Source organism: Mesorhizobium sp. M0088 (assembly GCF_040322895.1).
In the GTDB taxonomy this organism is placed as follows: domain Bacteria; phylum Pseudomonadota; class Alphaproteobacteria; order Rhizobiales; family Rhizobiaceae; genus Mesorhizobium.
On sequence record NZ_JAMYUI010000016.1, the window covers coordinates 115,119 to 138,933 of the forward strand.

Here is a 23,815-nt window from a genome sequence, read left to right on the forward strand (position 1 = left end):
TCCACCAGTGAGGGTACGATTTGAGCCGAAGGCACGCGGCTCCGCCACGGCCAGGCTTGAATGGCAGGCAACGGTCGGTGGATCGAAAAGCTCTCTTAAGCATTTAAGCTTTGGCTAATAGTAGCCTCAGGAGAGAAACGATGAAAAAGACGCTGCTCATTTTGAGCCTGCTCATTCCGCTCTCGGCGTGCTCCCGTACCGAACAAGGCGCCGCCGTCGGCGGCTTGGGTGGCGCGGCCGTAGGCGCCGCAGTGGCCGGAGACCCTGTGGAAGGAGCGGTTGTCGGCGGTGCGGTCGGAGCGATAGCCGGGGCCGTCATCGGCCACGCCAGCGAAGCCGGCCAGTGCAGATATCGCGATCGGTACGGCCGGGTTTACGTCGCGCGGTGCCCGGACGGCTACTGATCTCAAGGCGCGTGATCTCCTTCGATCACGCGTCTGCTTGGGGGTTAATCGAATGGCCTATCGGATCAAAAAGTTGCCGGGTTTCTTGTTTGCCGCTGTCGGCGCTGCCGCGTTGAATATCGCGTCCACGATTGCGATTTCGGCCGCGCCGGTTGATGCGAAGACGATTGCCGATCACTTCTCATCGGTGAAATCCATGTCAGGGGATTTCGTGCAGTCGGGCCCGAAGGCGGAAAGAAAACATGGCAGGTTTTTTCTCCAACGCCCGGGCAAGATCCGGTTCAATTATGCTGGCCAATCTGGGATCAGCGTGATTGCGGATGGTAAATCCCTGGTGGTTTACAACAGGAAACTGAAGACATCGCGGCTCTATGCTCTCTCGAAGACGCCGCTGAAGCTGCTGCTCGACAACAAGGTCGACTTCTCCGGCAGTCGCCTCAAGAGCATCAGAGACGACGGCGCCCAAGTTACCGTCAAGCTGGCCGACAGATCGGCTTTCGGCAATTCGAACATCTCCATGGTGTTCGACAGAAAATCGCTCGATCTGCGCAGATGGAGCCTCACCGACGAGAAGGGACTTACCACAACGGTGACTATATCGAATGTGAAGCAGGGCGTTCGCGCTCCCGAGGGCACCTTCGTTATCGATTATGCGGCGAACCGTGAATTCAACACCACAACGAAATAGCGGCGGCCGCAGAATGGTCACAGCACCGGAACCAATATGATCAGCGGCGGTTTAATCCGTGAAGGGACCGGAACCGCAAAGGACGCGGCACAATGATTGAAATTCACAGCATCGAAGCGGCCAACGCCAGACTGCGCATAAGGAGAGCTGAGCACTCTCTGAAGCGCGCGAATGACTTGCTGGACGAGGAAGGCGGCGTCGCTCTTAATCTGGCATTGTGCGGCCGGATAAGGGCCGCGAGAAGGCATCTGATCGAGGCCAGGACCCGCCTGATGACGATCGATCCCGCCAGGACGAGTTGATTCGCCGGCGGTCAGGTCAACCCGGACCGAGAGGTCCATCGTGGTGCAAAGGCCCGCATGGTTAGGTAGTGCCCTGCTGGCGGTGATCTACCCAAAAATCCGGTCGCCCTGCTCGTCGACCAGTTGGATGCCCTTCTTGATCGAGATGTCGACGGCGTCGTCGAGCCCGGCAAAACGGTCGGCACGGATGAATTTGTGTTCCTTCACCACACCGCCGATCTCCTTGGAGACGACGCCGCACGTCTGGTACTGGCCATCCGCCTTGTAGGGCGTGGCGCTGATCAGGAAGCCCTTGTGCTCGACCTGCTTGGCTGGCGCTGCACTCGTCGGCTCAGCCGCCTGGGTTCCGCCGCCACCACCGCCGAAAAGACGCTTCAGAAAAGACATCGGGCTTCCTCCAACAGCATTCATCCCGCACCATGTAGAGTGACGCGGGATGAATTTCACTATCGGTCCTTGGCCCAGCGGGCAAGGGCTGCGTCCGGTCGGCTGGACGAGCTTACTTGTGCGACAGCGCTTCCAGCGCCTCGGCGGCGCCTTCGAGGATGGCGATTGCCTCGGCCTGCTTGTCGGCCGGGGCGTCGACGAAGTCACCCAGAGCCGCGCGCAGTCGGTGGCGGACTGCGCGGAATTCGTCGCGCGCTTCCGAACGATCCCCGCGGCTACCCCGGCCGCCACGACGCCCGCCCTCTTCACTCTCGTCGTTCCAGCCGAACCAGTCGCGCGCCTTGGCCATTTTGCGGCCGAAGCGCTCGAGATGGTCGAGCACGCCATCGATCATCTCGCGGTTGTCGGCGAGATGCGCCTGACCAGCTTCGGTGATCGAAAACACCTTCTTGTTGCCGTCGGCGGCGGAGGCGGCATAGCCGGCCTCTTCCAGGAAGGTCAGCGTCGGGTAGACCACGCCCGGGCTCGGGCTATAGATGCCGCTGGTGCGCTCTTCCAGGGCTTTGATGATGTCGTAGCCGTGGCGCGGTGCCTCGGCCAGCAGCGACAGCGTGATCAGCTTGAGGTCGCCGTCGGCCAGCATGCGCCCGGCGCGGAACATGTCGCCCGGGCCGCCGCGTCCACCGCCGCGACCGCCATGCCCGAACGGGCCAAAACCGCCGCCCCCTCTGCCACCAAATTTGCCGGCCATGTGCATGAACATGCGTTCGCCGAAATGATTGTTCCCAAAATGTTTGTGCATTGATTGCTCCTTGAGTTGTATCTTACGATATATCTTAATTAGGCAGATCAATCGATGGAGTCAAGATATATCTTACGATGTATCTGAATGCGGCGCCAGAGGCTTGCTCTCGGCGGAACCTGAGGCTAGAAGGCCTGCGAGCGCCTCGCTGCTCCGTAAGCGTCTGACGTCAAGCAACGCATCCAACCCGGTCTTTCCGGGCAATTTTGCCGATCCACCGGCGAATGGATGCCAATGCGACGGACCGGACACTTCAGGGAAACTCCCGAAATGACTGCAAGACACCAGCGCAGGAAGCTGCCTGCGCGCTATGCCGCTGTTCTCAGCCCGTTGGTGCTGTCGCTGTTGATGACCTTCATCGTCTCGTTGATCTCGACGTTGAAAAGCCTTGGCTTCCACCCCGAGCTGCCGTCCATCTGGCTGACCGCCTGGGGTCTGTCCTGGCTGGTGGCGTTTCCGACGCTGCTGCTGGTGCTGCCGATAGTGCGCCGCATCGTCGGCGCGCTGTGCGAGCCGGCCAGCCGATAGCGCGCACGAAAAGGTCCGGAGATGTCCTCCGGACCTTTGCGCTTCTGGTCATCAATGACGAACGGCTACCAGCGGCCCTTGCGGCGGTTCCAGGCATAGAGAAGATCGGCGAAGCGGTCGTAGGCAAAGCGTGTCACCGGCAAGGCAACCGGATTGCCGAACACCATCGCCAGCCAGCCCTCGCCTGGCGTTGCCTGCCAAACGGCAATCGCGACATCGGCGCCGACCAGCAGCCTGCCCGCCGCATCGGTGGCGTGCAGCCGGCGGCGGATATCCTCAAGCGACGCGCCAAGTCCGGCAAGCGCTGCCGGTTCAAAATTGATGTCTCGGAACTCGATCCGTCCGGCCTTGACCGCCTCGATCAGCCGCCGCTTCTGCCTGCTGATACCGGCATCGCAGACCGGGCAGCGCGTGTTGTACCAGACGGTCAGCATTTATCCGTGGCCATGCCTGTGGTGCAGGTCGGGATAATGCGGATGCCGGTGGCGCATCGGCGCATGCCGGTGCCAGTGCGAATGCGGCTCACTCACCGGCCCGTCATGATGGTGCTGGTGGTGCTCGTCATGCACATGGCTGTGCTCGTGCTCCAATTCCTCATGGTCGTGCTCGTGCTCATGGCGTTCCGACAGATGCAGCCACAGGCCAACGCCCATCAGAACTCCGGCGGCCGCAAGCTTGAGCGTGACGGCGTCACCCAGGATGGCGATTGCCAGCAACGCGCCGATGAAGGGAGCGAGCGAGTAATAGGCCCCTGTCCGGGCGGTGCCCAGATGACGCAGCGCCACGATGAACATCACCAGGCTGACCCCAATGCCGAAGAAACCGACTGCCGCGGTCGCTGCAATGACCGACGTCGGGGGAAACAAGGCCCCGCCGGCAAGCGCCAGCCCGACATTGACGACACCCGCCACCAGCCCTTTGAGCATGGCGATCACCACCGGGTCGGTGGCGGAGATCCTGCGCGTGAAATTGTTGTCGATCCCCCAGGCCAGACAAGCCCCTGCCACCATCAGGGCGCCACGGTTGAAGGCGACGCCCTCACCTTGCCACGACAGAAGAATGGCACCCGCCAGAATGGCGAAGGCGCCAAAAAGCAGGCGCCGGTCGACATTCTCGCGATAGACGAGCCAGGCGATCGCCATCGTCGCCAGCCCTTCCAGATTGAGCAGCAGCGCCGAACTGGACGCCGTGTTGAGGGTCAAGCCGAACATCAGCAGCACCGGCGCGATAACGCCGCCCATGCCGATCGCCAGCGCCAGCCAGGGAATATCCCCAGCGGTCAGTTGCGCCTCCCCGGCCGCGGCCTGCCTGCCCCGAAGCAGGCGGTACAGAGCGAGGCCAAGACCGGCACCGAGATAGAGCAGCCCGGCCAGCATGAAGGGATTGACGCCATTGAGCAGCAGCTTGCTGAGCGGCGGCGTCGCCCCGAACAGGGCGGCCGAGCCAAGCGCGAGTGGCACGCCGGGCCACAGATGCGAATGGGAATGCGGTTCGGACATGATTTCACCCTATGATGGCAGGTGTGTCACTTGCGGCGCATGGCCGCCTTCGGCCCGACGCACTTGTTGTCACGAAACAGCGCCCACTCCTCGCAAAGGCGCCCATCGAGCAAGCGGCAAAACCCATATTCGTTGCCGGCCTTGTCCTTCCTGATCACCAGGCGCCCGCCGATATCGCCACAATGGACGGATGCCGGATTGGCCATGCCGACCGGTTTTTGCGCACTGGCGCCGGCGGAAAACGGCAGCGACGACAAAGCGGCAAAGCTGGCGACCAATATCGAAACCTTCTTCATCGCGATCTCCCCGGCCGCATTCTATCACGGCGAAGCGCCCCGTCTTGCGGCAAAGCGCCACCAGGCCGGCACCAACCAGCGACTTCGAGAAACCCTGCCGATTCCTTTATCCGAGCGAGGTGATGATCTCGCGGTAGGCTAATTCGGGAAAGGCCTTCAGCGTCCGCGTCCTCACATTGCCCGCTGCCGCCAGCATCAGCGAGAAGCGCGCCAGCACCGCGTCGTCAGGCGCTTCGACCACCGCCACCATGTCGTATTCGCCCATGGTCAGGTAAAACGCCTTGAACGATCCCCCCATGTCACCCAGTTGCTTCCTGGCGGCGTCGAGCCGCTTCGGTGACTCGCGCACGTTTCTGGCACCCTGCTCCGTCCAGTTCATCAGCACGATGTAGCTTGTCATGGCACACCTCCCTCCGGGGCCACGGAGCACGGCGGCTTCGCCGGGGCGGGCATCCGGGTTGTCGCCCAGAAAATGCATCCGACACGGAAATTATCCTCCTGAAGGGCCTCGCCCGCAAGAGTGCGTCCCACAACAAAAAAGGGCGCCATCGGCGCCCTTGAACTCTTTGCATCGGTAAGTCTCAGCTATCCAGGAAGCTGCGCAGCTTGCGCGACCTGCTCGGGTGCTTGAGCTTACGCAGCGCCTTGGCTTCGATCTGGCGGATACGCTCGCGGGTGACCGAGAACTGCTGGCCGACTTCTTCCAGCGTGTGGTCGGTGTTCATGCCGATACCGAAGCGCATTCTGAGCACGCGCTCCTCGCGCGGCGTCAGCGAGGCCAGCACGCGCGTGGTGGTCTCGCGCAGATTGGCCTGGATCGCCGCGTCGATCGGCAGGATCGCCATCTTGTCCTCGATGAAATCGCCCAGATGCGAATCCTCCTCGTCGCCGACCGGCGTTTCGAGCGAGATCGGCTCCTTGGCGATCTTCAAGACCTTGCGCACTTTTTCGAGTGGCATGGCGAGCTTTTCGGCCAGTTCTTCCGGCGTCGGCTCGCGGCCGATCTCGTGCAGCATCTGGCGCGAGGTGCGCACGATCTTGTTGATCGTCTCGATCATATGCACCGGAATGCGGATGGTGCGCGCCTGATCGGCGATCGAACGCGTGATCGCCTGCCGGATCCACCACGTCGCGTAGGTCGAGAACTTGTAGCCACGGCGGTATTCGAATTTGTCGACCGCCTTCATCAGGCCGATATTGCCTTCCTGGATCAGGTCGAGGAACTGCAGGCCGCGATTGGTGTATTTCTTGGCGATGGAGATGACGAGGCGCAGATTGGCTTCGACCATTTCCTTCTTGGCGATCGCCGCTTCGCGCTCGCCCTTCTGCACCTGGTTGACGATCTTGCGGAATTCCAGGATCGAGATCGCCGTTTCGGTGGCGAGGTTCTGGATCTCGGCGCGCAGGTCCTTGATCGCATCCTTCTCGTTCTTGGTGAATTCCTTCCAGCCGCGCGATGTCAGATTGCCGATCGAGCGCGTCCAGTTGGGGTCGAGCTCGGAACCCTGATATTCCTTCAGGAACTCTTCGCGGCGCACGCCGTAGCTTTCGGCCAGCCTGAGCAGCTTGCCTTCGTTCTGCACCAGGCGCTTGTTGATGTCGTAGAGTTGCTCGACCAGCGCCTCGATGCGCGCCGTGTTGAGCGACAGCGACTTCACCGCCTTGATCAGCTGGTCCTTGAGCTCCTTCAGCCGGCGGTCCTGGCTGGGCGACAGCGTGCCGGCGGCGGCCAGACGGTTCTCGACCTGCTGGTCCTGCAGCTTGCGCAGCTTTTTGTAGGTGTCGGCGATAACGTCGAGCGTCTCCATCACCTGCGGGCGGAGTTCCGCTTCCATCGCGGCCAGCGACAGGCTCGCTTCGTCCTCGTCTTCGTCGTCGTCATCCGTCAGCCCACGCGTATCGGCGCCGACATTGGTGATGTCGTCTTCGTCGTCGCGCGAACGACGCGGCTTGTCCTCGACCTTGGCCTCCTCGACGCGCTCGACCACCGGCGCCTGCTTGGCCTCGGGGCCGGCATAGGTGGCTTCGAGATCGATGATCTCGCGCAGCAGGATCTTGGATTCATTGAGTTCGTCGCGCCAGATGATGATGGCCTGGAAGGTCAGCGGGCTTTCGCACAGACCCGCGATCATCGTCTCGCGGCCGGCCTCGATGCGCTTGGCGATGGCAATTTCGCCCTCGCGCGACAACAGCTCGACCGAGCCCATCTCGCGCAGATACATACGCACCGGATCGTCGGTGCGATCTGTCGGTTCTTTCTTGGTGGTGGTGGCGGCGACCGCGGTGCCGGTCTGCTCAGCCAGCTCGTTGGCGTCTTCCTCGGCATCGGCCGCGGTGTCGGCGGCCTCGGGCTCCTCGCCCTGCTCGTCGTCCTCGACCACGTTGATGCCCATGTCGGACAGCATCGCCATCGTGTCCTCGATCTGCTCGGAGGTCACTTCCTCTGAGGGCAGCACCGAATTCAGCTCGTCCATGGTGACATAGCCGCGCTTCTTGGCGGCCTTGATCATCTTCTTGACAGCATCATCGGAAAGGTCGAGCAGAGGGCCATCGGTGGCGCCTTCGCGTTCGGTTTCGACCTCTTCCTTTTCCTTTGTCGCCATAGTCTTTATCTTCTCCTAGCGGCCGAACTTCAAAGCCGCGTAAGCTGTCGGACCAGTCAAATCGGATGCGCTCGCTTATGAAACGCGCTTCACCGGGCCAGTAACTGCATCAACTCGTTTCGTTTGGTGTATGTCGTTGCCCAAATCGGGTTTCCCCTTTTGGGCGACATGCATTAAGTCCAGATTAACCCTGATATCTGTGGCAGGCGGGCTGCCTGTCCAGTGACCAGTACCTCACATCGCTTGTTTTCCCGTGACGCGGGTTCGGGTTAACGTTTCGAATCGTCCTGATTCCGCCAATCTGCCAGAAGGTCAAGCGCCTCTCGCATGATTCGCATGAAAAAAGCGAATCAATTACCCGACTTAGCCCGTTACGCGCCATTTGGACGCGCAACGACGCTTTCTCAATTCACTCGCTTCCAACTAAGCTCGCCCAGCCCTGCCCGAGGAGACGCCAAACCCTTCGATCAGCGCTTCCGTGGCCTGCACATTCTGGAATTGCGCCTGAATTTCGATCAGGTGCCGGTAGTTTTCGTCTGTGGGATCGGTGGCGAGCGCCGCTTCCGCCTGTTTCAGTTCCTTATGTAAGGTGCGCGCGCTGCGCTGCAAGTGCAGCGCCTGGCTGAAAGCATCGCGGGCATCTTCAAGGGCAGCGGTCTCCAGCGCCGGCCATTGCCGCATTCGCCGGATCAGCCCGACGGCCCGCTCCCAGATCTCGGCGCAGCCGGCGCGTTCGATCGTCGCAATCACTGCCTGCCGGTCATTGGCCATGTCATGCGCCATTGCGTCGAGGATTGCCGCATGCAGCCGCCTCAGGTCGGAGTTGGCGAGATCGAGGAACTCGATATGGGCGAAATTCTCGTCGATCAGCGCCGGATGGTTGATCAACGCCACGATGATCGTCGCCTCGCGCACCGACATCCCCTCGCCGCCGCGTTTGACCAAAGCCGACTGGCCGAGGCTTTCGGTGATCGCAATGCGGCCGCCACCGCCTTTGGCGAACTGCCCGCCGGGCGCGGCCGTCTTGCCCTGGCCCTGTTTCCAGTCCTGCCGACCTTGACGCCCACTGCGCTGCGAGCCGAAGAAGCTCAGCACACGCTCGCGCATCTCCTGCTGGTAGTGGTAGCGCAGGCTTTCGTCGCGGATGCGGCTGGTCAGCTCGCGCAGCGTCTTCTCGAGTTCGGCCCGCCGCTCCGGCGTATCGAAGACGCCGCCCGCCGTCTCACGCATCCACAAAAGGTCGACCAGCGGCCGCGCCTCGGCCAGAACGCTACGAAACGCATCCGGTCCTTCGGCCTTGACCAGATCGTCGGGATCCTTGCCTTCCGGCAGCAGCGCGAAGCGCGCCGAACGGCCGGCCTGCACAGATGGCAGCGCCATGTCGGCGGCCCGCCACGCTGCCTTAAGCCCGGCCTTGTCGCCGTCGAAGCACAGCATCGGCTCCGGCGCCATGCGCCAGAGCAGTTCGAGCTGGTTCTCGGTAAGCGCGGTGCCGAGCGGCGCCACGACATTCTCGAAGCCGGCCTGCGCCAGCGCGATCACGTCCATATAGCCTTCGACGGCGATGACCGTGCCGCCCTTGGCCAAGGCCTTGCGGGCGCGGGCGAAATTATAGAGCACATTGCCCTTGTGGAAGAGCTCGGTGTCGGGCGAGTTCATGTATTTGGCCAGCGCGTCCGGCTGCAAAGCACGGCCGCCGAAGGCGATGATCTTGCCCCGGGAATCCGGAATCGGGAACATGATGCGGTCACGGAACCAGTCATAGGAAACCGGGATGTCGTCACCGTGGCGCACCAGTCCACAAGCCTCGATGTCGGCCTTGGGCACGCCCTTGGCGGCGAGATGCTCCTTCAGCGCATTGCGGCTGTCGGGCGCAAAACCGAGCCGGAACGATTGCTGCGTCGCCGGCGTCAGTCCGCGGTCGCGCAGATAGGCACGCGCCTTGGCGCCTTCCGGCCCCTGCAGCCGTTCCTGGAAGAAGGTGGTGGCCATCTCCATGACGTCTGTCAGGCTGGCGCGTTCCTTTTCGCGCCGCTCCTCCTGCGCATCGCGAACCGGCATCGGCACACCGGCCATGTCGGCGATCTTTTCGACCGCTTCGGGAAAGCTCATCCCGTCGAGTTCGGTGAGGAACTTGAAATGATCGCCCGAAACCGAACAGCCGAAACAGTGGTAGCGGCCCTTTTTGTCCTCGCAGTGGAAGGACGGGCTCTTCTCGCCATGAAACGGGCAGCACGCCCAATAGTCGCCGCGCGGCGCGTTGGTTTTCTTCCTGTCCCACGCGACGCGCTGGCCGATAACCGATGAAATCGGCACGCGGTCGCGTATCTCGTCGAGGAAGGCGGGTGGAAAGCGCATCGGGGAACTCGTTTCCCGATTATATAATCATACCCGCGAATTCCGACGACCCTTAATGCGGGCCATACCCGGTTTCCACAGGCAAAAGAGGCGGCCGTTGCGGGCCGCCTCTTTCCAATATCCGCCTGGGGAGCGATCAGTGCGCGGCAAGCGCGCCGAAAATGACGCCGGAGAGCACACCGACCAACACATAGTCGTTGCCGACGCGGATCCATTCCTGGCCGCGGCCGGGACGATGCAGGCCGTAGCGGCCGTAGTCGCGGATCGGCTGGTGCTGTCTCCAGCCTGAATATTTGTGGCCGTTGCGCCAGTTGTTGCGCTTTACGATGACCTTCTTATGGATGACGCGCTTCTGGATGAAGCGCTTCTTGACATCCCTGTTGGTGGGCTTTTGCCAGTCGACCTGGCTGTAGTTCGACTGCGGAGCGTTCGGTGCGTTCAGCGGTGCGGCTTGGCCGGTGAGCGACGTAGCGGCCAGCATCGAGAAAGCGAGTGCGGAAAGGACAATGCGTTTCAAGAGAAGTCTCCTTGGTTGTCGATGCCAGAGGAATAGCGGGCCACCGATGAACCGAAACTGAACGCCTGCATTACAATTGCGTAATGAATTCCTTGATTTACCCGATAGAGCTGAACTTAATCGCAAAGGTCAGGAGTCCGTCGCGCTGCTAACTCGGCCTATCCGTTGCTTCGCGCCCGCCCCGCAATGCAACCATTTGCGCGTCCGTCCATTTTCCGACACCGCCCGTCGCGCTGCAACGGCCCTTGAAATCGACAAGATTTTATTATCCGGCTAAAATATTCGAGCTATTATAAGCCACCGCCATGAACATGATTCGTACCCTCGTTTTCCCTTCTGATCGCCACGCCAAACAGGACGCGCATCCTGTTTGCATGCGGGGGACGAAATGAGCGGGTCCGTCGTCCTTCTGCATCTGGCCGGCGCCGTGGCGCTGATGCTGTTTGCCACCCGCATGGTGAAGACCGGCGTCGAACGCGCCTATGGCGACGTGCTGCGCCATCGCCTGCGCGCCACCATGCGCAATCCGATCATGGCGGTGCTGGCCGGCACCGGCCTTGCCATCGCCCTGCAAAGCTCCACCGCCGTCACGCTGCTGGTCGGCTCCTTCGCCGGCTCTGGCATCGTCTCGGGCGCCGCGGGCCAATTGGCAGTGCGCGGCGCCGAGATCGGCTCTGCGCTGGTGGTCAAGCTGCTGACCTTCGACCTCACCTTGCTGGTGCCGCTGTGCCTGATCACCGGCACGGTCATGTTCATGGCCACCGAGCGGCGCGACTGGCGCCAGACCGGCCGCATTCTGGTCGGCATCGGCCTTTTGATCCTGTCGCTGGAGATGATCGGACAGGCGTCTGAGCCGCTGCGCAACAGCCAGCTCATGCCGGTCATCATCAACTACTTCTCGACCGATTCCATCACCGCCTATCTGCTGGCGGCGCTGATCACCTGGCTGTTCCAGTCGAGCATCGCGGCGGTGCTGTTGATGGCGACGCTGGCGGGCCGCGGCCTGATCACGCCTGAACTCGGCGTTGTTCTTATCCTCGGCGTCAATCTCGGCTCCTCGATCATCGCGCCGATGCTGACCCGCTCGTCGAGCCCCGAGGTGCGCGTCGTGCCGATCGGCAACCTCCTGATGCGCGGGCTTGGTTCGCTTGTCATGCTGATCCTGGTCATGATCTTCAGGCCGCACTTCGCCTTTCTCGGTTCGACGGCGGCGGACCAGATCGTCAATGCCCACATCCTGTTCAATGTGCTGATCCTGCTCGCCGGCCTGCCGCTGGCAGGGTTCGTCTACCGCGCTTCGGAGAAGATCGTCGCACTTGGCACCAAGCCCGTGCCGGCCGCCTCGCTTGACGTCGTCGAGCTGTCCGCGCTCAACGAAAGCGCGCTCGACGTGCCGAGCCAGGCGCTTGCCAATGCCACCCGCGAGGTGGTGCGGGTCTGCGAGACGATCGAGATCATGCTCAAGCGCATCATCGAACTCTATGAAAGCGCCGACGCCGACAAGATTAAAGCGCTGGCCGCACTCGACGACCGCGTCGACCGCAAGCACGCCGCGATCAAGCTCTACCTCGCCAAGTTGACCAGGAACGCGCTGACCGAGGACGAGGCGCTGCGCTGCCAGGAGCTGATCGGCGCCTGCGTCAAGCTGGAGCAGGTCGGCGACATCATCGTGCGCAACATGCTGGTGCATGTGAAAAAGAAGTTCGAGCGCGGACTGGAATTCACCGACGAGGGCTGGGCCGAGCTGTGCGCCTTCCATAGCTCGGTGCTGGCCAATGCGCGGCTTGCCTTCAACGTTCTGGTGTCGCGCGATCCCGAGACCGCCCGCCAGTTGGTGCTGGAAAAAGACCGGCTTCGCGACCGCGAAAAAGAAACCAGCGCCAGCCATTTCGTGCGCCTGCGCGACGGCACTGCCAAGAGCGTCGAGACCAGCTCGATCCATCTCGACACCATCCGCGACCTGAAGCAGATCAATTCGCTGCTGGCCTCGATGGCCTATCCGGTGCTCGAAGAGCGCGGTCTGCTGACTGGATCCAGGTTGAAGGCGAGCTGAGAAGCAGCCGATCTCCCCCTCGTGAGGGAGATTGGCGCTTCATCGCCTCGCGCCCCCACTGAAGAAAACCTAAACTCGCGACAAAAATTTCTGGATTGCCCGCGACGCTCATCCGTGGTTTGAGGCCGTTCCAGCTAAGGCTTCCCCATGTCGCTTCCGCTCATTGCGCTGTTCATCGCCGCCTTTGCCTTCGGCACCACTGAATTCGTCATTGCCGGCGTGCTGCCGCAAGTGGCGCACGGTCTTGGCGTCTCGGTTCCCTCGGCCGGCTATCTCGTCTCCGGCTATGCCTGCGGCATCGCCATCGGCGGTCCACTGCTGGCGCTCGCCACCAAGTCGCTGTCGCGCAAGAGCCTGCTGCTCGGCCTCGCCATCGCCTTCACCATCGGCCAGGCGGCTTGCGCGCTGGCGCCCGACTTCACCTCGATGCTACTGTTGCGCATTGCCGTGGCGGTCGCGCATGGCGCCTATTTCGGCGTCGCCATGGTCGTCGCCGTGGGTCTCGTGCGCGAGGACCAGCGCGGCATGGCTGTCGCCGTCATCCTGTCTGGCCTCACCGTCTCCAACGTCATCGGCGTGCCGGCCGGCACCGCGATCGGCAACATCTGGGGCTGGCGCGCCACCTTCTGGGTGATGTGCGCGCTCGGCGTGGCGGCAACGCTTGCCATGGCAGCCCTGTTGCCGCGCACCACCGGCTCATCGGCCAGGCCTGCCGGTTTCGCCCGCGAGGTCCGTGTGCTGGCCCGCCAGCAGGTCTGGACTTCGCTGATCCTGATGCTGATGCTGATGATCGGCCAGTTCGGCCTGTTCACCTACATCACCCCGACACTGCTGGAAGTCACCGGGCTCGACGAGAACCTAGTGCCATGGGTGCTGCTGCTCAACGGCGTCGGTGCCACCCTGGGAGTCTTCCTCGGCGGCAAGCTCTCCGACTGGAAGCTGATGCCGTCATTGATCACCATGCTGGCCTTGCAGGCGGTGACGCTGGCCGTCATCTACGCCGTCAGCCCTTATCCCCTGCCGATGGTTGTGGCGATCGTCGTCTGGGGCGGCCTCAACTTCGCCATCGGCACACCGATCCAGACCCGCATCCTGGCCTGGACGGCGGACGCCTCGAACCTCGCCTCGTCGCTCATTCCGTCCGGCTTCAATGTCGGCATCGCGCTGGCCGCGTCGTTGGGCGCCGCGATGCTGAACAGCGGCTATGGCTACCGCAGCCTGCCGCTGCTCGGCGCCATAGCCATGCTGGTCGCCGTCGCGGTGGCGCTGGCATCCTATGTCTGGGAAGGGCGCAGCAACGCCACGCCGCCGCTGACGGCCCCAGCGGAATAGACCACTTCACCCGCGCCAGCGCAGCAGGCGCATGGCATTGGCGGTGACCAGCACAGTGGCGCCGGTATCGGCCAGGATCGCCGGCCACAGGCCGGTGATGCCCAAAATGGTGGTGACCAGGAACACCGCCTTCAGCCCGAGCGCAACGCTGATGTTCTGGCCGATATTGGCCATCACCGCCCGCGACAGTCTTACCATGCGCGCGACATCCATGACGCGGCCATGCAGGATCGCCGCGTCCGCCGTCTCCAGCGCCACATCGGTGCCGCCGCCCATGGCGATTCCGATGTCGGCGGCGGCGATCGCCGGTGCGTCGTTGATGCCATCGCCGACCTTGGCGACCTTCAGCCCTTCGCGCTGCAATTCACCGATGATGCGCTGCTTGTCCTGAGGCAACAGCTCCGCCCGCGCCTCGATGCCGAGCGAAGCGGCGATGGCTTGCGCCGTGCGGCGATTGTCGCCGGTCAGCATGATCGTGCGGATGCCCTCGGCCTTCAGCGCCGCAATGCCGGCCGCCGCATCCGGCCGCGGCTCGTCGCGCATGGCGATCAGTCCTGCCACCACGCCGTCGGCGACCAGCACTGAGACGGTCTTGCCCTGCCCGTTGAGGCTGTCGACGGCGAGGTGCTGCACTTGCGTCATGTCGGCGCGTTCGCCCGCCGCCGGACCGGAGCCGAGGAAGACGGCGACACCACCGACGCTGCCCTCGACACCTTTGCCCGAGATCGCCTTCGCCGCCAGAGCCGGCGGCACCGGCGCACCATCAGCCTTGGCCCTGTCGAGGATCGCCATGGCTAGCGGATGGCTGGAACCCTGCTCGAGCGCCGCCGCCAGCGCCAGCACGGTGCGTTCATCGCGGCCATAGGCCATGATGTCGGTCACCACGGGCCTGCCCGCGGTCAGCGTGCCCGTCTTGTCGAAGGCCACCGCCGTGACCCGGCGAAACCCTTCCAGCACCGCACCACCTTTCATCAGCAGTCCGCGCCGGGCGCCGGTCGCAAGACCTGCGGCTATCGCCGCCGGCGTCGAGATGACGAGCGCGCAGGGGCAACCGATCAGCAGGATCGCCAGGCCCTTGTAGATCCATTCGTTCCAGTCGCCGCCAATGAGCAGCGGCGGCAACAGCGCAACCAGCGCGCCGACCGCCAGCACCGCCGGGGTGTAGGTGCGCGAGAAGCGGTCGATGAAGCGTTCGGTCGGTGCCTTGGCTTCCTGCGCCTCCTCCACAAGCCGCACGATTCGGGCTATGGTGTTGTCGGACGCGGCAGCCGTCACGCGAACCCTGAGCACGCCGTCTGTGCTAATGGTGCCGGCAAAGACGGCGTCCGCGACGCCCTTGCGCTTGGGCGTGCTCTCGCCGGTCACCGGCGCCTCGTCGATATCGCTCGATCCCTCGATGATCTCGCCATCGGCCGGGATGCGGTCGCCCGGCCGCACCAGGATGATGTCGCCGACGCCGAGCCGTTCGGCAGGAACTTCCGATGTGCCGCCCGCCCGCTCGACCAGTGCCGTCTTCGGCACCAGATCGGCAAGCCCCTGGATGCTCGCTCGCGCGCGGCCGGCGGCGACACCTTCCAGAAGTTCGCCAATCAGGAACAGCACCACCACGGCGGCTGCCTCTTCCGTGGCGCCTATCATCACGGCGCCTATCGCCGCGATGGTCATCAGCATCTCGATCGAAAACGGTGTGCCGGCCAATGCCGCCATCAGCGCGCGCCGCCCGATCGGCACCAGGCCGACCAGCAGGGCGGCAAGGAAGACCCAGCGCTCCGCCACTGGGAACAGATGGCCGATGCCATAGGCGGCGAGAAGCGCTGCCGCGCAGGCCAGCGTCAACACCGCCCGGCGGGAACGCCACCACGCCTGCCCCGGCTCGGCATGGCCATGATCGTGGCCTTCATGGTCATTGGGGACGTGATCGGCGTGCGCCCTGTCTGAGATCGGCGATACCTGCGCCTCGGCCTTGACGATGCCATAGCCGAGCCTTGCCACCTGTTGCAGCACCTTGTCTTCCGGCAGCGCGCCGCCGTGGCTGACCGTCATGCTGGCGCCGGTCACCGAAACCGAGACATCGGCGACGCCGTCGAGGCGACGCACCGCCGTATCGATCTTGGCCGCGCAGGAGGCGCAGTCCATGCCGCCGATCTTGAACCGTGTCTGCCTGATTGTTTCCTGCTTGAGGAGCGTCGTCATCACATCACCTGCCTGTCTTGCCCGCGCGGCGTCGCCGTATGGTCTTGAATGCTGATGTCAGGCATTGTAATTGCTCTAGTGACTAGAGCTTCAAGAGGCAAATTCATGTTTTCCATCGGTGATCTCTCGCGCCGCACCGGGGTCAAGGTGCCGACCATCCGCTATTACGAGCAGATGGGCCTTGTTGCCGCACCCGAGCGTTCGGAAGGCAACCAGCGCCGCTATTCCAGGCAGGAGCTGGAGCGGTTGGCCTTCATCCGCCACGCCCGCGACCTCGGCTTCGCCGTCGACGACATCCGCTCCCTGATCGAGTTGAGCAGCCACCCCGAGCAGCCCTGCGGCCACGCCGACCGGATCGCCGAAGAACAATTGATCTCGGTGCGGGAGAAGATCACTCAGCTGAAGCGGCTTGAAGCCGAACTCGAGCGCATCGCTTCTTGCTGCGACGGCAAGACGGTCGGCGACTGCTACGTCATCCGCGCGCTGTCCGACCACGCGCTGTGCGCTGACGAACATGGGTGAGGCAAGGAGCGACGCGGCGCAGCCTTATTGGTTCCGTGCAGTGACCTTAGAGAGTCGCAGCGCTGCAGAACCACCGGCACTGGGCGACGTAAAACGAGCATATTTCTGCTTTGACTTTTCGCAGACATGCTAACGTTAAAGTGGTTGATCCAGTACAATCACTGACGGCAAAATGTATAAAATCGGAGGCCAACCACGCGATGGACAATTTGCTTCATTTTCTTGGGGACATATTGGGAAACGCGATATCGGGCAACCCCTCGAAGTCGAAGCTGATGCGGTGGGTGGAACGCATTTTCATCGCGCTCGTGGTGATGCTCATCGCCATGGTATTGTATCGGATTTACTCGACGTGATGGCCGCTATTGGCGGACGGACTCCGATGACGGCGCATGTGCAGACCTACAATTACTAATGCTGCAGAACTAACCACCCCTCCGGCCGCGGCGCCCCGCGCCCCTACAACTCGATCCTGAACCGCAAACTTTCCGCCCCGCCGTAGGCAGCATCCTCGAAGAAGCGTTCGACGAGCTTGCCGCCATTGGCCAGGATCACCTTGTGCGAGGCCGGATTGCCCGGCTTGGCGGTGATCTCGACGTGAGCCAGGCCGACCGCCCTCGCCTCCTCCAGCATCAGCCGCAGCGCCTCGGTGGCGTAGCCACGCCGTCGCTTCCACGGCACCACCGCATAGCCGATATGACCGAGCACATGCTTCGGCAATTCCGCCGTGCCCTTCTGCCAGCGAAAGCCGATCGAGCCCGACGCCTCGCCGTCCCAGATCCAGCGGCGGAAGCCCGGTAGGCGCGGCACCTTTTTGCCGTCTGGCAAACTGATCGCGCTACCCTTGGCCTGGGGATCGTCGAGGTCGGCAAGAAAGGCCACGGGATCCTTTTCGATGGCCGCGAGCTGCTCGCGCGTCGCCTCCATCAGCCGCACATTGTCCGGCGACCAGCCGCGTTCGAGCGCCGCCTTGTAGGACGGCAGATGTTCGAGCGCGGGTTTGACGATTTCGATCATGGTGCACTGGCGGAGACGCGACACCGGCAAGATAGCATCCCTGCCCAGGAAGGCACGGTCCACCAAAGCGCAGTCTCTTACGACAAGGGCCGCGCTCCCATCGCTGGAAACACGGCCCGGACGTTGGGTCCTTGGGAGGACTGGCACTCCGGCGCGGCTGCGCCGGAGCACATTTAGCGGTCTCAGGCGATGTCGAAGCGGTCGGCGTTCATCACCTTGGTCCACGCCGCGACGAAATCCCTGGTGAATTTCGCCTTGGCGTCCGCCGACCCGTAGACCTCGGCAAGCGCGCGGAGCTGGGCGTGCGAGCCGAAGATCAGGTCGGCACGGGTGCCGGTCCACTTGACCGCCTTGGTCTTGCGGTCGCGCGCTTCATAGACTTCGTCGGAGCCGGCGGCCGGATCCCAGACCGTGTTCATGCTGAGCAGATTGACGAAGAAGTCGTTGGTCAACGTACCCGGCCGGTCGGTGAGCACGCCGTGCTTCGACTTGGCCGTATTGGCGCCGAGCACGCGCAGACCGCCGACCAGAACCGTCATCTCGGGCGCGGTCAGCGACAGCAATTGCGCCCGGTCGACCAGCATGGCCTCGACCGACATCGGCTGCTTGCCCCTGACATAGTTGCGGAAGCCATCGACTTTCGGCTCGAGCGCGGCAAAGGAATGGACATCGGTCTGTTCCTGTGAAGCATCCATGCGGCCCGGCGTGAACGGCACCTTGGTTTCGTGGCCGCCGTCCTTCGCCGCCTTCTCGACCGCGGCGACACCGCCGAGCACGATGAGATCGGCCAGCGAGATCTTTTTCCCGCCGGTCTGTGCCGCGTTGAACTCCTTCTGGATGGCTTCCAGCTTCGCCAGCACCTTCGACAGTTCAGCCGGCTGGTTGACGTCCCAATCCTTCTGCGGTGCCAGCCGGATGCGTGCGCCATTGGCACCTCCGCGCTTGTCGGAATTGCGGAACGTCGAGGCCGAGGCCCACGCAGTCGAGACCAATTCGGAGACCGACAGGCCCGATGCCAGGATCTTCGCCTTCAGCGACGCAATGTCCTGCTCGCCGACCAGTTCATGGTCGACCGCCGGGATCGGATCCTGCCAGATCAGCTCTTCCTTCGGCACGAGCGGGCCGAGATAACGAACGACCGGACCCATGTCGCGATGGGTCAGCTTGTACCAGGCGCGGGCAAACGCGTCGGCGAAATGGTCCGGATGCTCATGGAAGCGCCGCGAGATCTTCTCGTAGGCCGGATCGGCCCGCAGTGCGAGATCGGTCGTCAGCATGGCAGGCGCGCGGCGCTTGGACGGATCGTGGGCATCCGGCACGGTCCCGGCACCGGCGCCGCCCTTCGGCGTCCACTGATGCGCGCCGGCCGGGCTCGTGGTCAGTTCCCATTCGAAGTTGAACAGATTGTCGAAGAAGTTGTTGCTCCACTTGGTCGGCGTCGTGGTCCAGGTCACCTCGAGGCCCGAGGTGATGGCGTCGCCGGCAATGCCCGTGGCATGCTTGCTCGACCAGCCGAGGCCCTGCGCCTCGATGCCGGCGCCTTCCGGCTCCGCACCCACCAGCGAGGCATCGCCGGCGCCGTGCGTCTTGCCGAAGGTGTGACCGCCAGCGATCAACGCCACGGTCTCCTCGTCGTTCATGGCCATGCGCGCGAAGGTCTCGCGGATGTCGCGTGCCGAGGACAGCGGATCCGGCTTGCCGTTCGGCCCTTCCGGATTGACGTAGATCAGTCCCATCTGGACGGCGCCGAGATGGCCCTGGAGTTCGCGGTCGCCGGAGTAGCGCTTGTCGTCGAGCCACTTGGTTTCCGAACCCCAATCGACGTCCTGTTCGGGTTCCCAGACGTCGGCGCGGCCGCCAGCAAAACCGAAGGTCTTGAAGCCCATCGATTCCAGCGCGACGTTGCCGGTGAGGATCAGCAGGTCGGCCCAGGAGATCTTGCGGCCATATTTCTGCTTGACCGGCCACAGCAGCCGGCGCGCCTTGTCGAGATTGGCATTGTCCGGCCAGCTGTTGAGCGGAGCAAAACGCTGCTGGCCGGCCCCGGCGCCGCCACGGCCGTCGCCGATGCGGTAGGTGCCGGCACTGTGCCAGGCCATGCGGATGAACAGCGGCCCGTAATGGCCGAAGTCGGCCGGCCACCACTCCTGCGAATCCGTCATCACCTGGTGCAGGTCCTTGATCACCGCATCGAGATCGAGCGACTTGAATTCCTCGGCATAGTCGAACTCTTCGCCCATCGGATCCGAAAGGTTCGATTGCTGATGGAGAACGCCAAGATCGAGTTGGTTGGGCCACCAGTCACGGTTGCTCCTGCTGGAGGATCCGTGTGCAACGGGGCATTTGCCGGCGCTGGGATCATCGGTCTGTGCGTCCATGTTCTTCTCCGATCGTGGCTGTGTTGAGCTGTTCAACTGCTGCGTGAACAGGGACGTTGGATGTCCCTGGAGGCGGTCCGTCTCATGGCTGGCGCGATGACCATATGCCCGATACGCGACCGAATATGTTGGATGTCCTGTTGCCGCGGGCATGCGCCTCACCAGGCGGTCCCGGCTGCTCCTCATCTTCGTTGCGACTCCTATAGCAAAGCCGCTTGATTAATTTAAGTTGGATTTCCTGATTACAGCGATAAGATGACATTATGACAAACCTGACGCTGAAACAGTTGCGTTATTTCGAGGCACTGGCGCGGCACAATCATTTCGGCCGTGCCGCCGATGCCTGCGCGATCTCGCAGCCCGCGATCTCGGTGCAGATCCGGGAGTTGGAGGAAACGCTTGGCACGGAGCTTTTCCAAAGAGGGCCACGCCAGGTCCGGCTGACCAATTTCGGGGAGGAATTCGCCTTGCGCGTTCGCGACATCCTGCGCTCGGTGGATGAGCTGACAGATCTGGCCCGCGCCTCGCGCGACCGGCTGGTGGGACGGTTGCGCATCGGGGTGATCCCGACGATCGCACCCTACCTTTTGCCTGCCATCATCGGCAACCTCGCCCGCATGCATGACGGGCTCGATATCCATGTGCGCGAAACGCAGACGCAGAAGCTGATCCAGGAACTGGCCGACGGGCGGCTCGATGCCGCCATCGTCGCCTTGCCGGTATCGGAAGCGTCGCTGACGGAAATCGTGCTGTTTGCCGAGAACTTCGTGCTGGTCCGACCCGGCGAGGATGAGGGAAAGCCGGTGCCCAACCGCGAAATGCTGCGCGAGATGCGGCTGCTCCTGCTCGAGGAAGGCCATTGTTTTCGCGACCAGGCGCTGTCGTTCTGCAACATGCATTCGGCGCGCCCAAGGGAGTTGCTGGACGGCAGCTCGCTGTCGACCCTGGTGCAGATGGTCGGCGCCGGCGTCGGCGTCACCTTGATCCCCGAAATGGCCGTGCCGGTGGAGACGCGCTCCGCGGCGGTCTCTATCGCCCATTTCGCCAACCCCCAACCGTCGCGGACGATCGGCATGATCTGGCGCAAGACAAGCCCGATCGCCAAACAGCTGCTGCTTATATCCGAAGTGGTTCGCCAGGCGGCCGAAGCATTGCGCGCGCAGCACAGTTCGACATCGGTTGCGCACCCTCTGAATCTGCCGGCAGCGGCCCAATGAAGGCTGGCTGACCGGATCGTCAGCCTGCCGCGTGGAACCGGATTTCGCCCTTGTTGAGGAAGCAGGTCTTGTTGAACAGCGACAGGTCCAGAGGGTTCGGTAACCGCACATCGCCGATATCGGGACATGGCTTCTTCGCCGGATCGTATGACCGATCGATCTGCGAGATGAAGACGAGGATCAGTCCCCTGTCGCGGGCAAAGGCCTTCAGCGTGCGAACCTGCGCCATCAGCTCCGGGTTTTCCCGCTTCTGATCGAGCAGTTGCAGATAATCGATCACCACCAGCGTGCCGCGCGGTGCCGAACCCAATGCCTTGACGATATAGTCGGCGCTGATCGCGTTGGAATTGTCGAACACGAACCGGTCGTTGAATTGCACCGGGTCCGCCCCGATGGCGCTAAACCGGTCGAGCACATCCCGCTGCGTATACTCCAGCGTGAAGAACACGCCGCGATGACCTGATTTCATGGCTTCGACCGCGAGCTCGAGGCTCATCAGCGTCTTGCCATGGCCGGGTCGCGCACCGACTAGAACCAGGTCGCCGGGCGCCAGCTGCGCAAACAGTCTGCCGGCGGGCGCCGCCTCGGCTGCCTTGGCTGCAAGCAGGCTCCAGCTGGTGAACCCTTCCTGTGCTGCAACACGATCGAGCGCTTCGTGCAGCGCAATCTTGCCCTCGCGAGACAAAAGCCTGGCTTGACGCTTGAGATGGTAGATGGGCGCGGACAACTTCATCGCAAAACCTCCTGGTGCGAGCCGTTTTTGCAATCCCTCCTTATGCCAAGTGCTCGAACAGTCGGTTCGGTGATTGGATAGCGCCCTGCATGAACGATGCTTTCCCGGCGGAGGGAGGTGGCGTGGGCCGCGCCAGAATCAGATGATAGCTCAATCCCTGCGTATCGAAAATCGCGGACCTCCAGGGATCAGGCTCCGGACTCGCGGCTCTTCACGATAGGAATTTTTTCTTGACTCCCTGCCCTCAGCTATGGTACATATTTGCCCATGGTGTAGATTTGCGCCAGTGACCCGCCGCTTAGGCGGGTTTTTCGTTTGATGCTCCGTCAGCCAACGCGCCGGCGAGGGCTCCGAAGGAATCCGCCAACCCGGGTTCGTTGCCCTGCTTCAAGGATGCGAAGGCGTCCGCCGCAAGCCTGGAACCAGCATGTCGGCGTAGGACCGTTTGCATGCGTCGACCTACTTTACGGCCCTTCATGCGGGTGCGCTAAACAAGATGTGTTTCGCCTGATCATGCGCGGCCATCTATGATCGATTCTGGCGGCAATACCGCAAGGAATCGCAAAACGCTTCGACAAGGAGAATTGATCCGGTGCGGTTGAGATCTGTTTCTCTGGGTGTCGTCGCCAGCCTTCTCGTCGTCATCGCCGTGGCGGTATCGGCCCGATCCTTTGCCGCACCATCTGCCGTTCCAGCCTGGCTGCAGGCTCATGTCGGCGACAGCGACGGCCAGATCTCGCAAATTGTCCTCGAACGAGCCCGCGCGCTTTACCGGAAGAAGGTCGCGCAAGGCGCTGTCAAGAACCCCTGCTACTTCGCCATGGATGCCACACGCCCCAGCGATCTGGGCAATGGCGTGCTCGGCCGTCGCTATTACGTCATCTGCGAGGCCAGCCAGTCGTTTAGCGCGATTTCGTCAGGCCACGGCAGCGGGCGGAATTTGAAAGGCGTCGTCGATTTTTCAAACGGCAAACGGTGCGCGAAGAACTTCGGCAATGCGATGGATTCATCGTTGACGGCCGGCGGCGCCTATATGACCAGCGAGGCCAAAACCTCGTTCAAGGGCTATTACCGCACCGGCGCGAAGCAGGACGCGGTTTTCCAGCGCACCTTCATCCAGTTCGACGGCGAAGGCGAAGCCGCGAACGCCAGGCAGCGGGCGATCGGCGGTCACGCTGCCCAGGTGCTGCATGGCATGTGCCTGCGCAAAAACCCGAACAGCTCGCACGCCGACCATGACGGCTTCGTGCCGTTCGGCAAGCTGGTGGACTATGCCGGCGGTCGCAGCAATGGCTGCACCAGCTGGTCGCCGGCGGATGCCAAGCGGATCATCCCGCTGGTCAAGGACAATCCGACGACGCTCTACATCTACCCGGAATCGCGCGACATCACCGCGGTCGCAGCCGACCGTTCACAGCCGGGCGCCTACTGGAACGCGTCCTGCCTGAAGGAAATCGGCACACCGAAATTCTGGCCGAGAAAGACCCTTGAGCCGATCATCGCCCAATACAGGAAGGATCATCCGGCACCGCCGCCACAGCCGCTGCCGATCTGCGAAGCGTCTTGAAGTCCGCATAGCGCCGCCGCGTTGATTAAGACCGTGCTGCTTTATGTTCGTCGTGCGAACCGCATTGATCGGCGGCCCTGCGACCCACCAGCAATGATTCAATCCGATCTCCAAGGTCAGCGCGCCAGCAGCTTCGGCCCCGCCTCTCTCCTCGGCGTCGCTACTCAAAACAGCTGTGTGCATAAGGGCCGGATGGATCAGACTGGTTGAATGCTCTGGCCGAGGAGAGAATTTCCGGCACCACGTTCAGCCGATTGCGGTGGTTGGAACCAACGGCCTGCTACCCAGTTAGAAAGCCAGCAAGTCTGGTTGTAGCCTTGCCGCCATGTGAATCAAAACCCGCCGACGCTGTCTACGGCCTAGCAGGAGTGGCGACCTTGCAGCGGCGGTGGCCCGCTGGGAAACCGGTGTGCCTGCCT

The 23,815-nt window shown here is 63.0% G+C and carries 23 protein-coding genes; 9 read left to right on the forward strand and 14 right to left on the reverse strand.

Going from position 1 to position 23,815, the window contains the following annotated elements; translation table 11 throughout:
- The first annotated feature begins 140 nt into the window (after nt 1–140).
- Nucleotides 141–404: a YMGG-like glycine zipper-containing protein gene (locus NKJ67_RS20350; RefSeq protein WP_127268100.1), complete on the forward strand. Its 264-nt coding sequence runs from the start codon at nt 141–143 to the stop codon at nt 402–404.
- Nucleotides 405–456: 52 nt separating this feature from the next.
- A complete protein-coding gene (locus NKJ67_RS20355) occupies nt 457–1,092 on the forward strand; it encodes an outer-membrane lipoprotein carrier protein LolA (RefSeq protein WP_127268099.1) in 636 nt (211 codons plus the stop codon).
- Nucleotides 1,093–1,109: 17 nt separating this feature from the next.
- Here NKJ67_RS20355 and NKJ67_RS20360 read toward each other — a convergent pair whose 3' ends face one another.
- The 3 genes from NKJ67_RS20360 to NKJ67_RS20370 all read right to left on the reverse strand — a co-directional run bounded on the left by NKJ67_RS20360 (nt 1,110) and on the right by NKJ67_RS20370 (nt 2,583).
- On the reverse strand, nt 1,110–1,433 hold the full coding sequence (locus NKJ67_RS20360; RefSeq protein WP_352582665.1) for a hypothetical protein: 324 nt from the start codon (nt 1,431–1,433) through the stop codon (nt 1,110–1,112).
- A 48-nt stretch (nt 1,434–1,481) separates the two neighbouring features.
- On the reverse strand, nt 1,482–1,781 hold the full coding sequence (locus NKJ67_RS20365; protein ID WP_352582667.1) for an HlyU family transcriptional regulator: 300 nt from the start codon (nt 1,779–1,781) through the stop codon (nt 1,482–1,484).
- A gap of 112 nt (nt 1,782–1,893) precedes the next feature.
- The gene (locus tag NKJ67_RS20370; protein WP_352582669.1) at nt 1,894–2,583 is read right to left on the reverse strand and encodes a PadR family transcriptional regulator; all 690 of its coding nucleotides are present in this window, start codon (nt 2,581–2,583) and stop codon (nt 1,894–1,896) included.
- Nucleotides 2,584–2,853: 270 nt separating this feature from the next.
- Here NKJ67_RS20370 and NKJ67_RS20375 point away from each other — a divergent pair, with 270 nt between their 5' ends.
- A complete protein-coding gene (locus NKJ67_RS20375) occupies nt 2,854–3,111 on the forward strand; it encodes a DUF2798 domain-containing protein (protein ID WP_352582671.1) in 258 nt (85 codons plus the stop codon).
- A gap of 65 nt (nt 3,112–3,176) precedes the next feature.
- Here the strand turns inward: NKJ67_RS20375 and NKJ67_RS20380 are convergent, their stop codons facing one another.
- The 7 genes from NKJ67_RS20380 to NKJ67_RS20410 all read right to left on the reverse strand — a co-directional run bounded on the left by NKJ67_RS20380 (nt 3,177) and on the right by NKJ67_RS20410 (nt 10,384).
- Nucleotides 3,177–3,545 carry a thiol-disulfide oxidoreductase DCC family protein gene (locus NKJ67_RS20380; protein WP_352582673.1) on the reverse strand — a complete coding sequence of 123 codons (369 nt, stop codon included), beginning with the start codon at nt 3,543–3,545 and terminating at the stop codon, nt 3,177–3,179.
- On the reverse strand, nt 3,546–4,610 hold the full coding sequence (locus NKJ67_RS20385; protein ID WP_352582675.1) for a DMT family transporter: 1,065 nt from the start codon (nt 4,608–4,610) through the stop codon (nt 3,546–3,548). It lies immediately after the preceding gene.
- Between the two features lie 26 nt (nt 4,611–4,636).
- The gene (locus tag NKJ67_RS20390) at nt 4,637–4,906 is read right to left on the reverse strand and encodes a putative hemolysin (RefSeq protein ID WP_352582677.1); all 270 of its coding nucleotides are present in this window, start codon (nt 4,904–4,906) and stop codon (nt 4,637–4,639) included.
- Between the two features lie 106 nt (nt 4,907–5,012).
- Nucleotides 5,013–5,306 carry a GYD domain-containing protein gene (locus NKJ67_RS20395; protein WP_023809667.1) on the reverse strand — a complete coding sequence of 98 codons (294 nt, stop codon included), beginning with the start codon at nt 5,304–5,306 and terminating at the stop codon, nt 5,013–5,015.
- Nucleotides 5,307–5,487: 181 nt separating this feature from the next.
- Nucleotides 5,488–7,509 (reverse strand): RNA polymerase sigma factor RpoD, encoded by a 2,022-nt coding sequence (rpoD, locus tag NKJ67_RS20400; RefSeq protein WP_013530149.1) that lies wholly within the window; start codon nt 7,507–7,509, stop codon nt 5,488–5,490.
- Between the two features lie 423 nt (nt 7,510–7,932).
- The gene (gene dnaG / locus NKJ67_RS20405; RefSeq protein ID WP_352582680.1) at nt 7,933–9,867 is read right to left on the reverse strand and encodes a DNA primase; all 1,935 of its coding nucleotides are present in this window, start codon (nt 9,865–9,867) and stop codon (nt 7,933–7,935) included.
- A 136-nt stretch (nt 9,868–10,003) separates the two neighbouring features.
- A complete protein-coding gene (locus NKJ67_RS20410) occupies nt 10,004–10,384 on the reverse strand; it encodes an RcnB family protein (RefSeq protein WP_127270906.1) in 381 nt (126 codons plus the stop codon).
- Nucleotides 10,385–10,772: 388 nt separating this feature from the next.
- Here NKJ67_RS20410 and NKJ67_RS20415 point away from each other — a divergent pair, with 388 nt between their 5' ends.
- Both NKJ67_RS20415 and NKJ67_RS20420 read left to right on the forward strand, forming a co-directional pair.
- A complete protein-coding gene (locus NKJ67_RS20415; RefSeq protein ID WP_127322913.1) occupies nt 10,773–12,437 on the forward strand; it encodes a Na/Pi cotransporter family protein in 1,665 nt (554 codons plus the stop codon).
- Between the two features lie 147 nt (nt 12,438–12,584).
- The gene (locus tag NKJ67_RS20420) at nt 12,585–13,769 is read left to right on the forward strand and encodes an MFS transporter (protein WP_352582683.1); all 1,185 of its coding nucleotides are present in this window, start codon (nt 12,585–12,587) and stop codon (nt 13,767–13,769) included.
- A 6-nt stretch (nt 13,770–13,775) separates the two neighbouring features.
- On the opposite strand, the gene NKJ67_RS20425 is transcribed toward NKJ67_RS20420, so the two are convergent.
- On the reverse strand, nt 13,776–15,962 hold the full coding sequence (locus tag NKJ67_RS20425; protein ID WP_352582685.1) for a heavy metal translocating P-type ATPase: 2,187 nt from the start codon (nt 15,960–15,962) through the stop codon (nt 13,776–13,778).
- A 105-nt stretch (nt 15,963–16,067) separates the two neighbouring features.
- Here NKJ67_RS20425 and NKJ67_RS20430 point away from each other — a divergent pair, with 105 nt between their 5' ends.
- Complete coding sequence (locus NKJ67_RS20430) at nt 16,068–16,484, forward strand: MerR family transcriptional regulator (protein WP_128308050.1); 417 nt, start codon at nt 16,068–16,070, stop codon at nt 16,482–16,484.
- Between the two features lie 172 nt (nt 16,485–16,656).
- A complete protein-coding gene (locus NKJ67_RS20435; protein WP_164898572.1) occupies nt 16,657–16,899 on the forward strand; it encodes a hypothetical protein in 243 nt (80 codons plus the stop codon).
- A 44-nt stretch (nt 16,900–16,943) separates the two neighbouring features.
- Here the strand turns inward: NKJ67_RS20435 and NKJ67_RS20440 are convergent, their stop codons facing one another.
- Both NKJ67_RS20440 and katG read right to left on the reverse strand, forming a co-directional pair.
- Nucleotides 16,944–17,501, reverse strand: coding sequence for a GNAT family N-acetyltransferase (locus NKJ67_RS20440; protein ID WP_128364371.1), 558 nt, complete (start codon nt 17,499–17,501; stop codon nt 16,944–16,946).
- Nucleotides 17,502–17,683: 182 nt separating this feature from the next.
- Nucleotides 17,684–19,879: a catalase/peroxidase HPI gene (gene katG, locus NKJ67_RS20445; RefSeq protein ID WP_352582688.1), complete on the reverse strand. Its 2,196-nt coding sequence runs from the start codon at nt 19,877–19,879 to the stop codon at nt 17,684–17,686.
- 263 nt (nt 19,880–20,142) lie between these two features.
- Here katG and NKJ67_RS20450 point away from each other — a divergent pair, with 263 nt between their 5' ends.
- Nucleotides 20,143–21,096 carry a LysR substrate-binding domain-containing protein gene (locus tag NKJ67_RS20450; protein WP_352582690.1) on the forward strand — a complete coding sequence of 318 codons (954 nt, stop codon included), beginning with the start codon at nt 20,143–20,145 and terminating at the stop codon, nt 21,094–21,096.
- A gap of 19 nt (nt 21,097–21,115) precedes the next feature.
- Here NKJ67_RS20450 and NKJ67_RS20455 read toward each other — a convergent pair whose 3' ends face one another.
- On the reverse strand, nt 21,116–21,829 hold the full coding sequence (locus NKJ67_RS20455; protein WP_352582692.1) for a DNA helicase: 714 nt from the start codon (nt 21,827–21,829) through the stop codon (nt 21,116–21,118).
- Between the two features lie 592 nt (nt 21,830–22,421).
- On the opposite strand from NKJ67_RS20455, the gene NKJ67_RS20460 reads away from it, so the two are divergent.
- Nucleotides 22,422–23,396 (forward strand): hypothetical protein, encoded by a 975-nt coding sequence (locus tag NKJ67_RS20460; protein WP_352582694.1) that lies wholly within the window; start codon nt 22,422–22,424, stop codon nt 23,394–23,396.
- Nucleotides 23,397–23,815 lie beyond the last annotated feature (419 nt).

Excerpts from the sequence above, each read along its gene's own strand:
- NKJ67_RS20350 (WP_127268100.1), top strand. The coding sequence starts at position 141 with ATGAAAAAGACGCTGCTCATTTTGAGCCTGCTCATTCCGCTCTCGGCG.
- NKJ67_RS20375 (WP_352582671.1), top strand. The coding sequence starts at position 2,854 with ATGACTGCAAGACACCAGCGCAGGAAGCTGCCTGCGCGCTATGCCGCT.
- NKJ67_RS20355 (WP_127268099.1), top strand. The coding sequence starts at position 457 with ATGGCCTATCGGATCAAAAAGTTGCCGGGTTTCTTGTTTGCCGCTGTC.
- NKJ67_RS20385 (WP_352582675.1), bottom strand. The coding sequence starts at position 4,610 with ATGTCCGAACCGCATTCCCATTCGCATCTGTGGCCCGGCGTGCCACTC.
- NKJ67_RS20450 (WP_352582690.1), top strand. The coding sequence starts at position 20,143 with ATGACAAACCTGACGCTGAAACAGTTGCGTTATTTCGAGGCACTGGCG.
- rpoD (WP_013530149.1), bottom strand. The coding sequence starts at position 7,509 with ATGGCGACAAAGGAAAAGGAAGAGGTCGAAACCGAACGCGAAGGCGCC.
- dnaG (WP_352582680.1), bottom strand. The coding sequence starts at position 9,867 with ATGCGCTTTCCACCCGCCTTCCTCGACGAGATACGCGACCGCGTGCCG.
- NKJ67_RS20415 (WP_127322913.1), top strand. The coding sequence starts at position 10,773 with ATGAGCGGGTCCGTCGTCCTTCTGCATCTGGCCGGCGCCGTGGCGCTG.
- NKJ67_RS20420 (WP_352582683.1), top strand. The coding sequence starts at position 12,585 with ATGTCGCTTCCGCTCATTGCGCTGTTCATCGCCGCCTTTGCCTTCGGC.
- NKJ67_RS20390 (WP_352582677.1), bottom strand. The coding sequence starts at position 4,906 with ATGAAGAAGGTTTCGATATTGGTCGCCAGCTTTGCCGCTTTGTCGTCG.
- NKJ67_RS20365 (WP_352582667.1), bottom strand. The coding sequence starts at position 1,781 with ATGTCTTTTCTGAAGCGTCTTTTCGGCGGTGGTGGCGGCGGAACCCAG.
- katG (WP_352582688.1), bottom strand. The coding sequence starts at position 19,879 with ATGGACGCACAGACCGATGATCCCAGCGCCGGCAAATGCCCCGTTGCA.
- NKJ67_RS20455 (WP_352582692.1), bottom strand. The coding sequence starts at position 21,829 with ATGAAGTTGTCCGCGCCCATCTACCATCTCAAGCGTCAAGCCAGGCTT.
- NKJ67_RS20425 (WP_352582685.1), bottom strand. The coding sequence starts at position 15,962 with ATGACGACGCTCCTCAAGCAGGAAACAATCAGGCAGACACGGTTCAAG.
- NKJ67_RS20395 (WP_023809667.1), bottom strand. The coding sequence starts at position 5,306 with ATGACAAGCTACATCGTGCTGATGAACTGGACGGAGCAGGGTGCCAGA.
- NKJ67_RS20370 (WP_352582669.1), bottom strand. The coding sequence starts at position 2,583 with ATGCACAAACATTTTGGGAACAATCATTTCGGCGAACGCATGTTCATG.
- NKJ67_RS20380 (WP_352582673.1), bottom strand. The coding sequence starts at position 3,545 with ATGCTGACCGTCTGGTACAACACGCGCTGCCCGGTCTGCGATGCCGGT.
- NKJ67_RS20435 (WP_164898572.1), top strand. The coding sequence starts at position 16,657 with ATGTATAAAATCGGAGGCCAACCACGCGATGGACAATTTGCTTCATTT.
- NKJ67_RS20440 (WP_128364371.1), bottom strand. The coding sequence starts at position 17,501 with ATGATCGAAATCGTCAAACCCGCGCTCGAACATCTGCCGTCCTACAAG.
- NKJ67_RS20430 (WP_128308050.1), top strand. The coding sequence starts at position 16,068 with ATGTTTTCCATCGGTGATCTCTCGCGCCGCACCGGGGTCAAGGTGCCG.
- NKJ67_RS20360 (WP_352582665.1), bottom strand. The coding sequence starts at position 1,433 with ATGGACCTCTCGGTCCGGGTTGACCTGACCGCCGGCGAATCAACTCGT.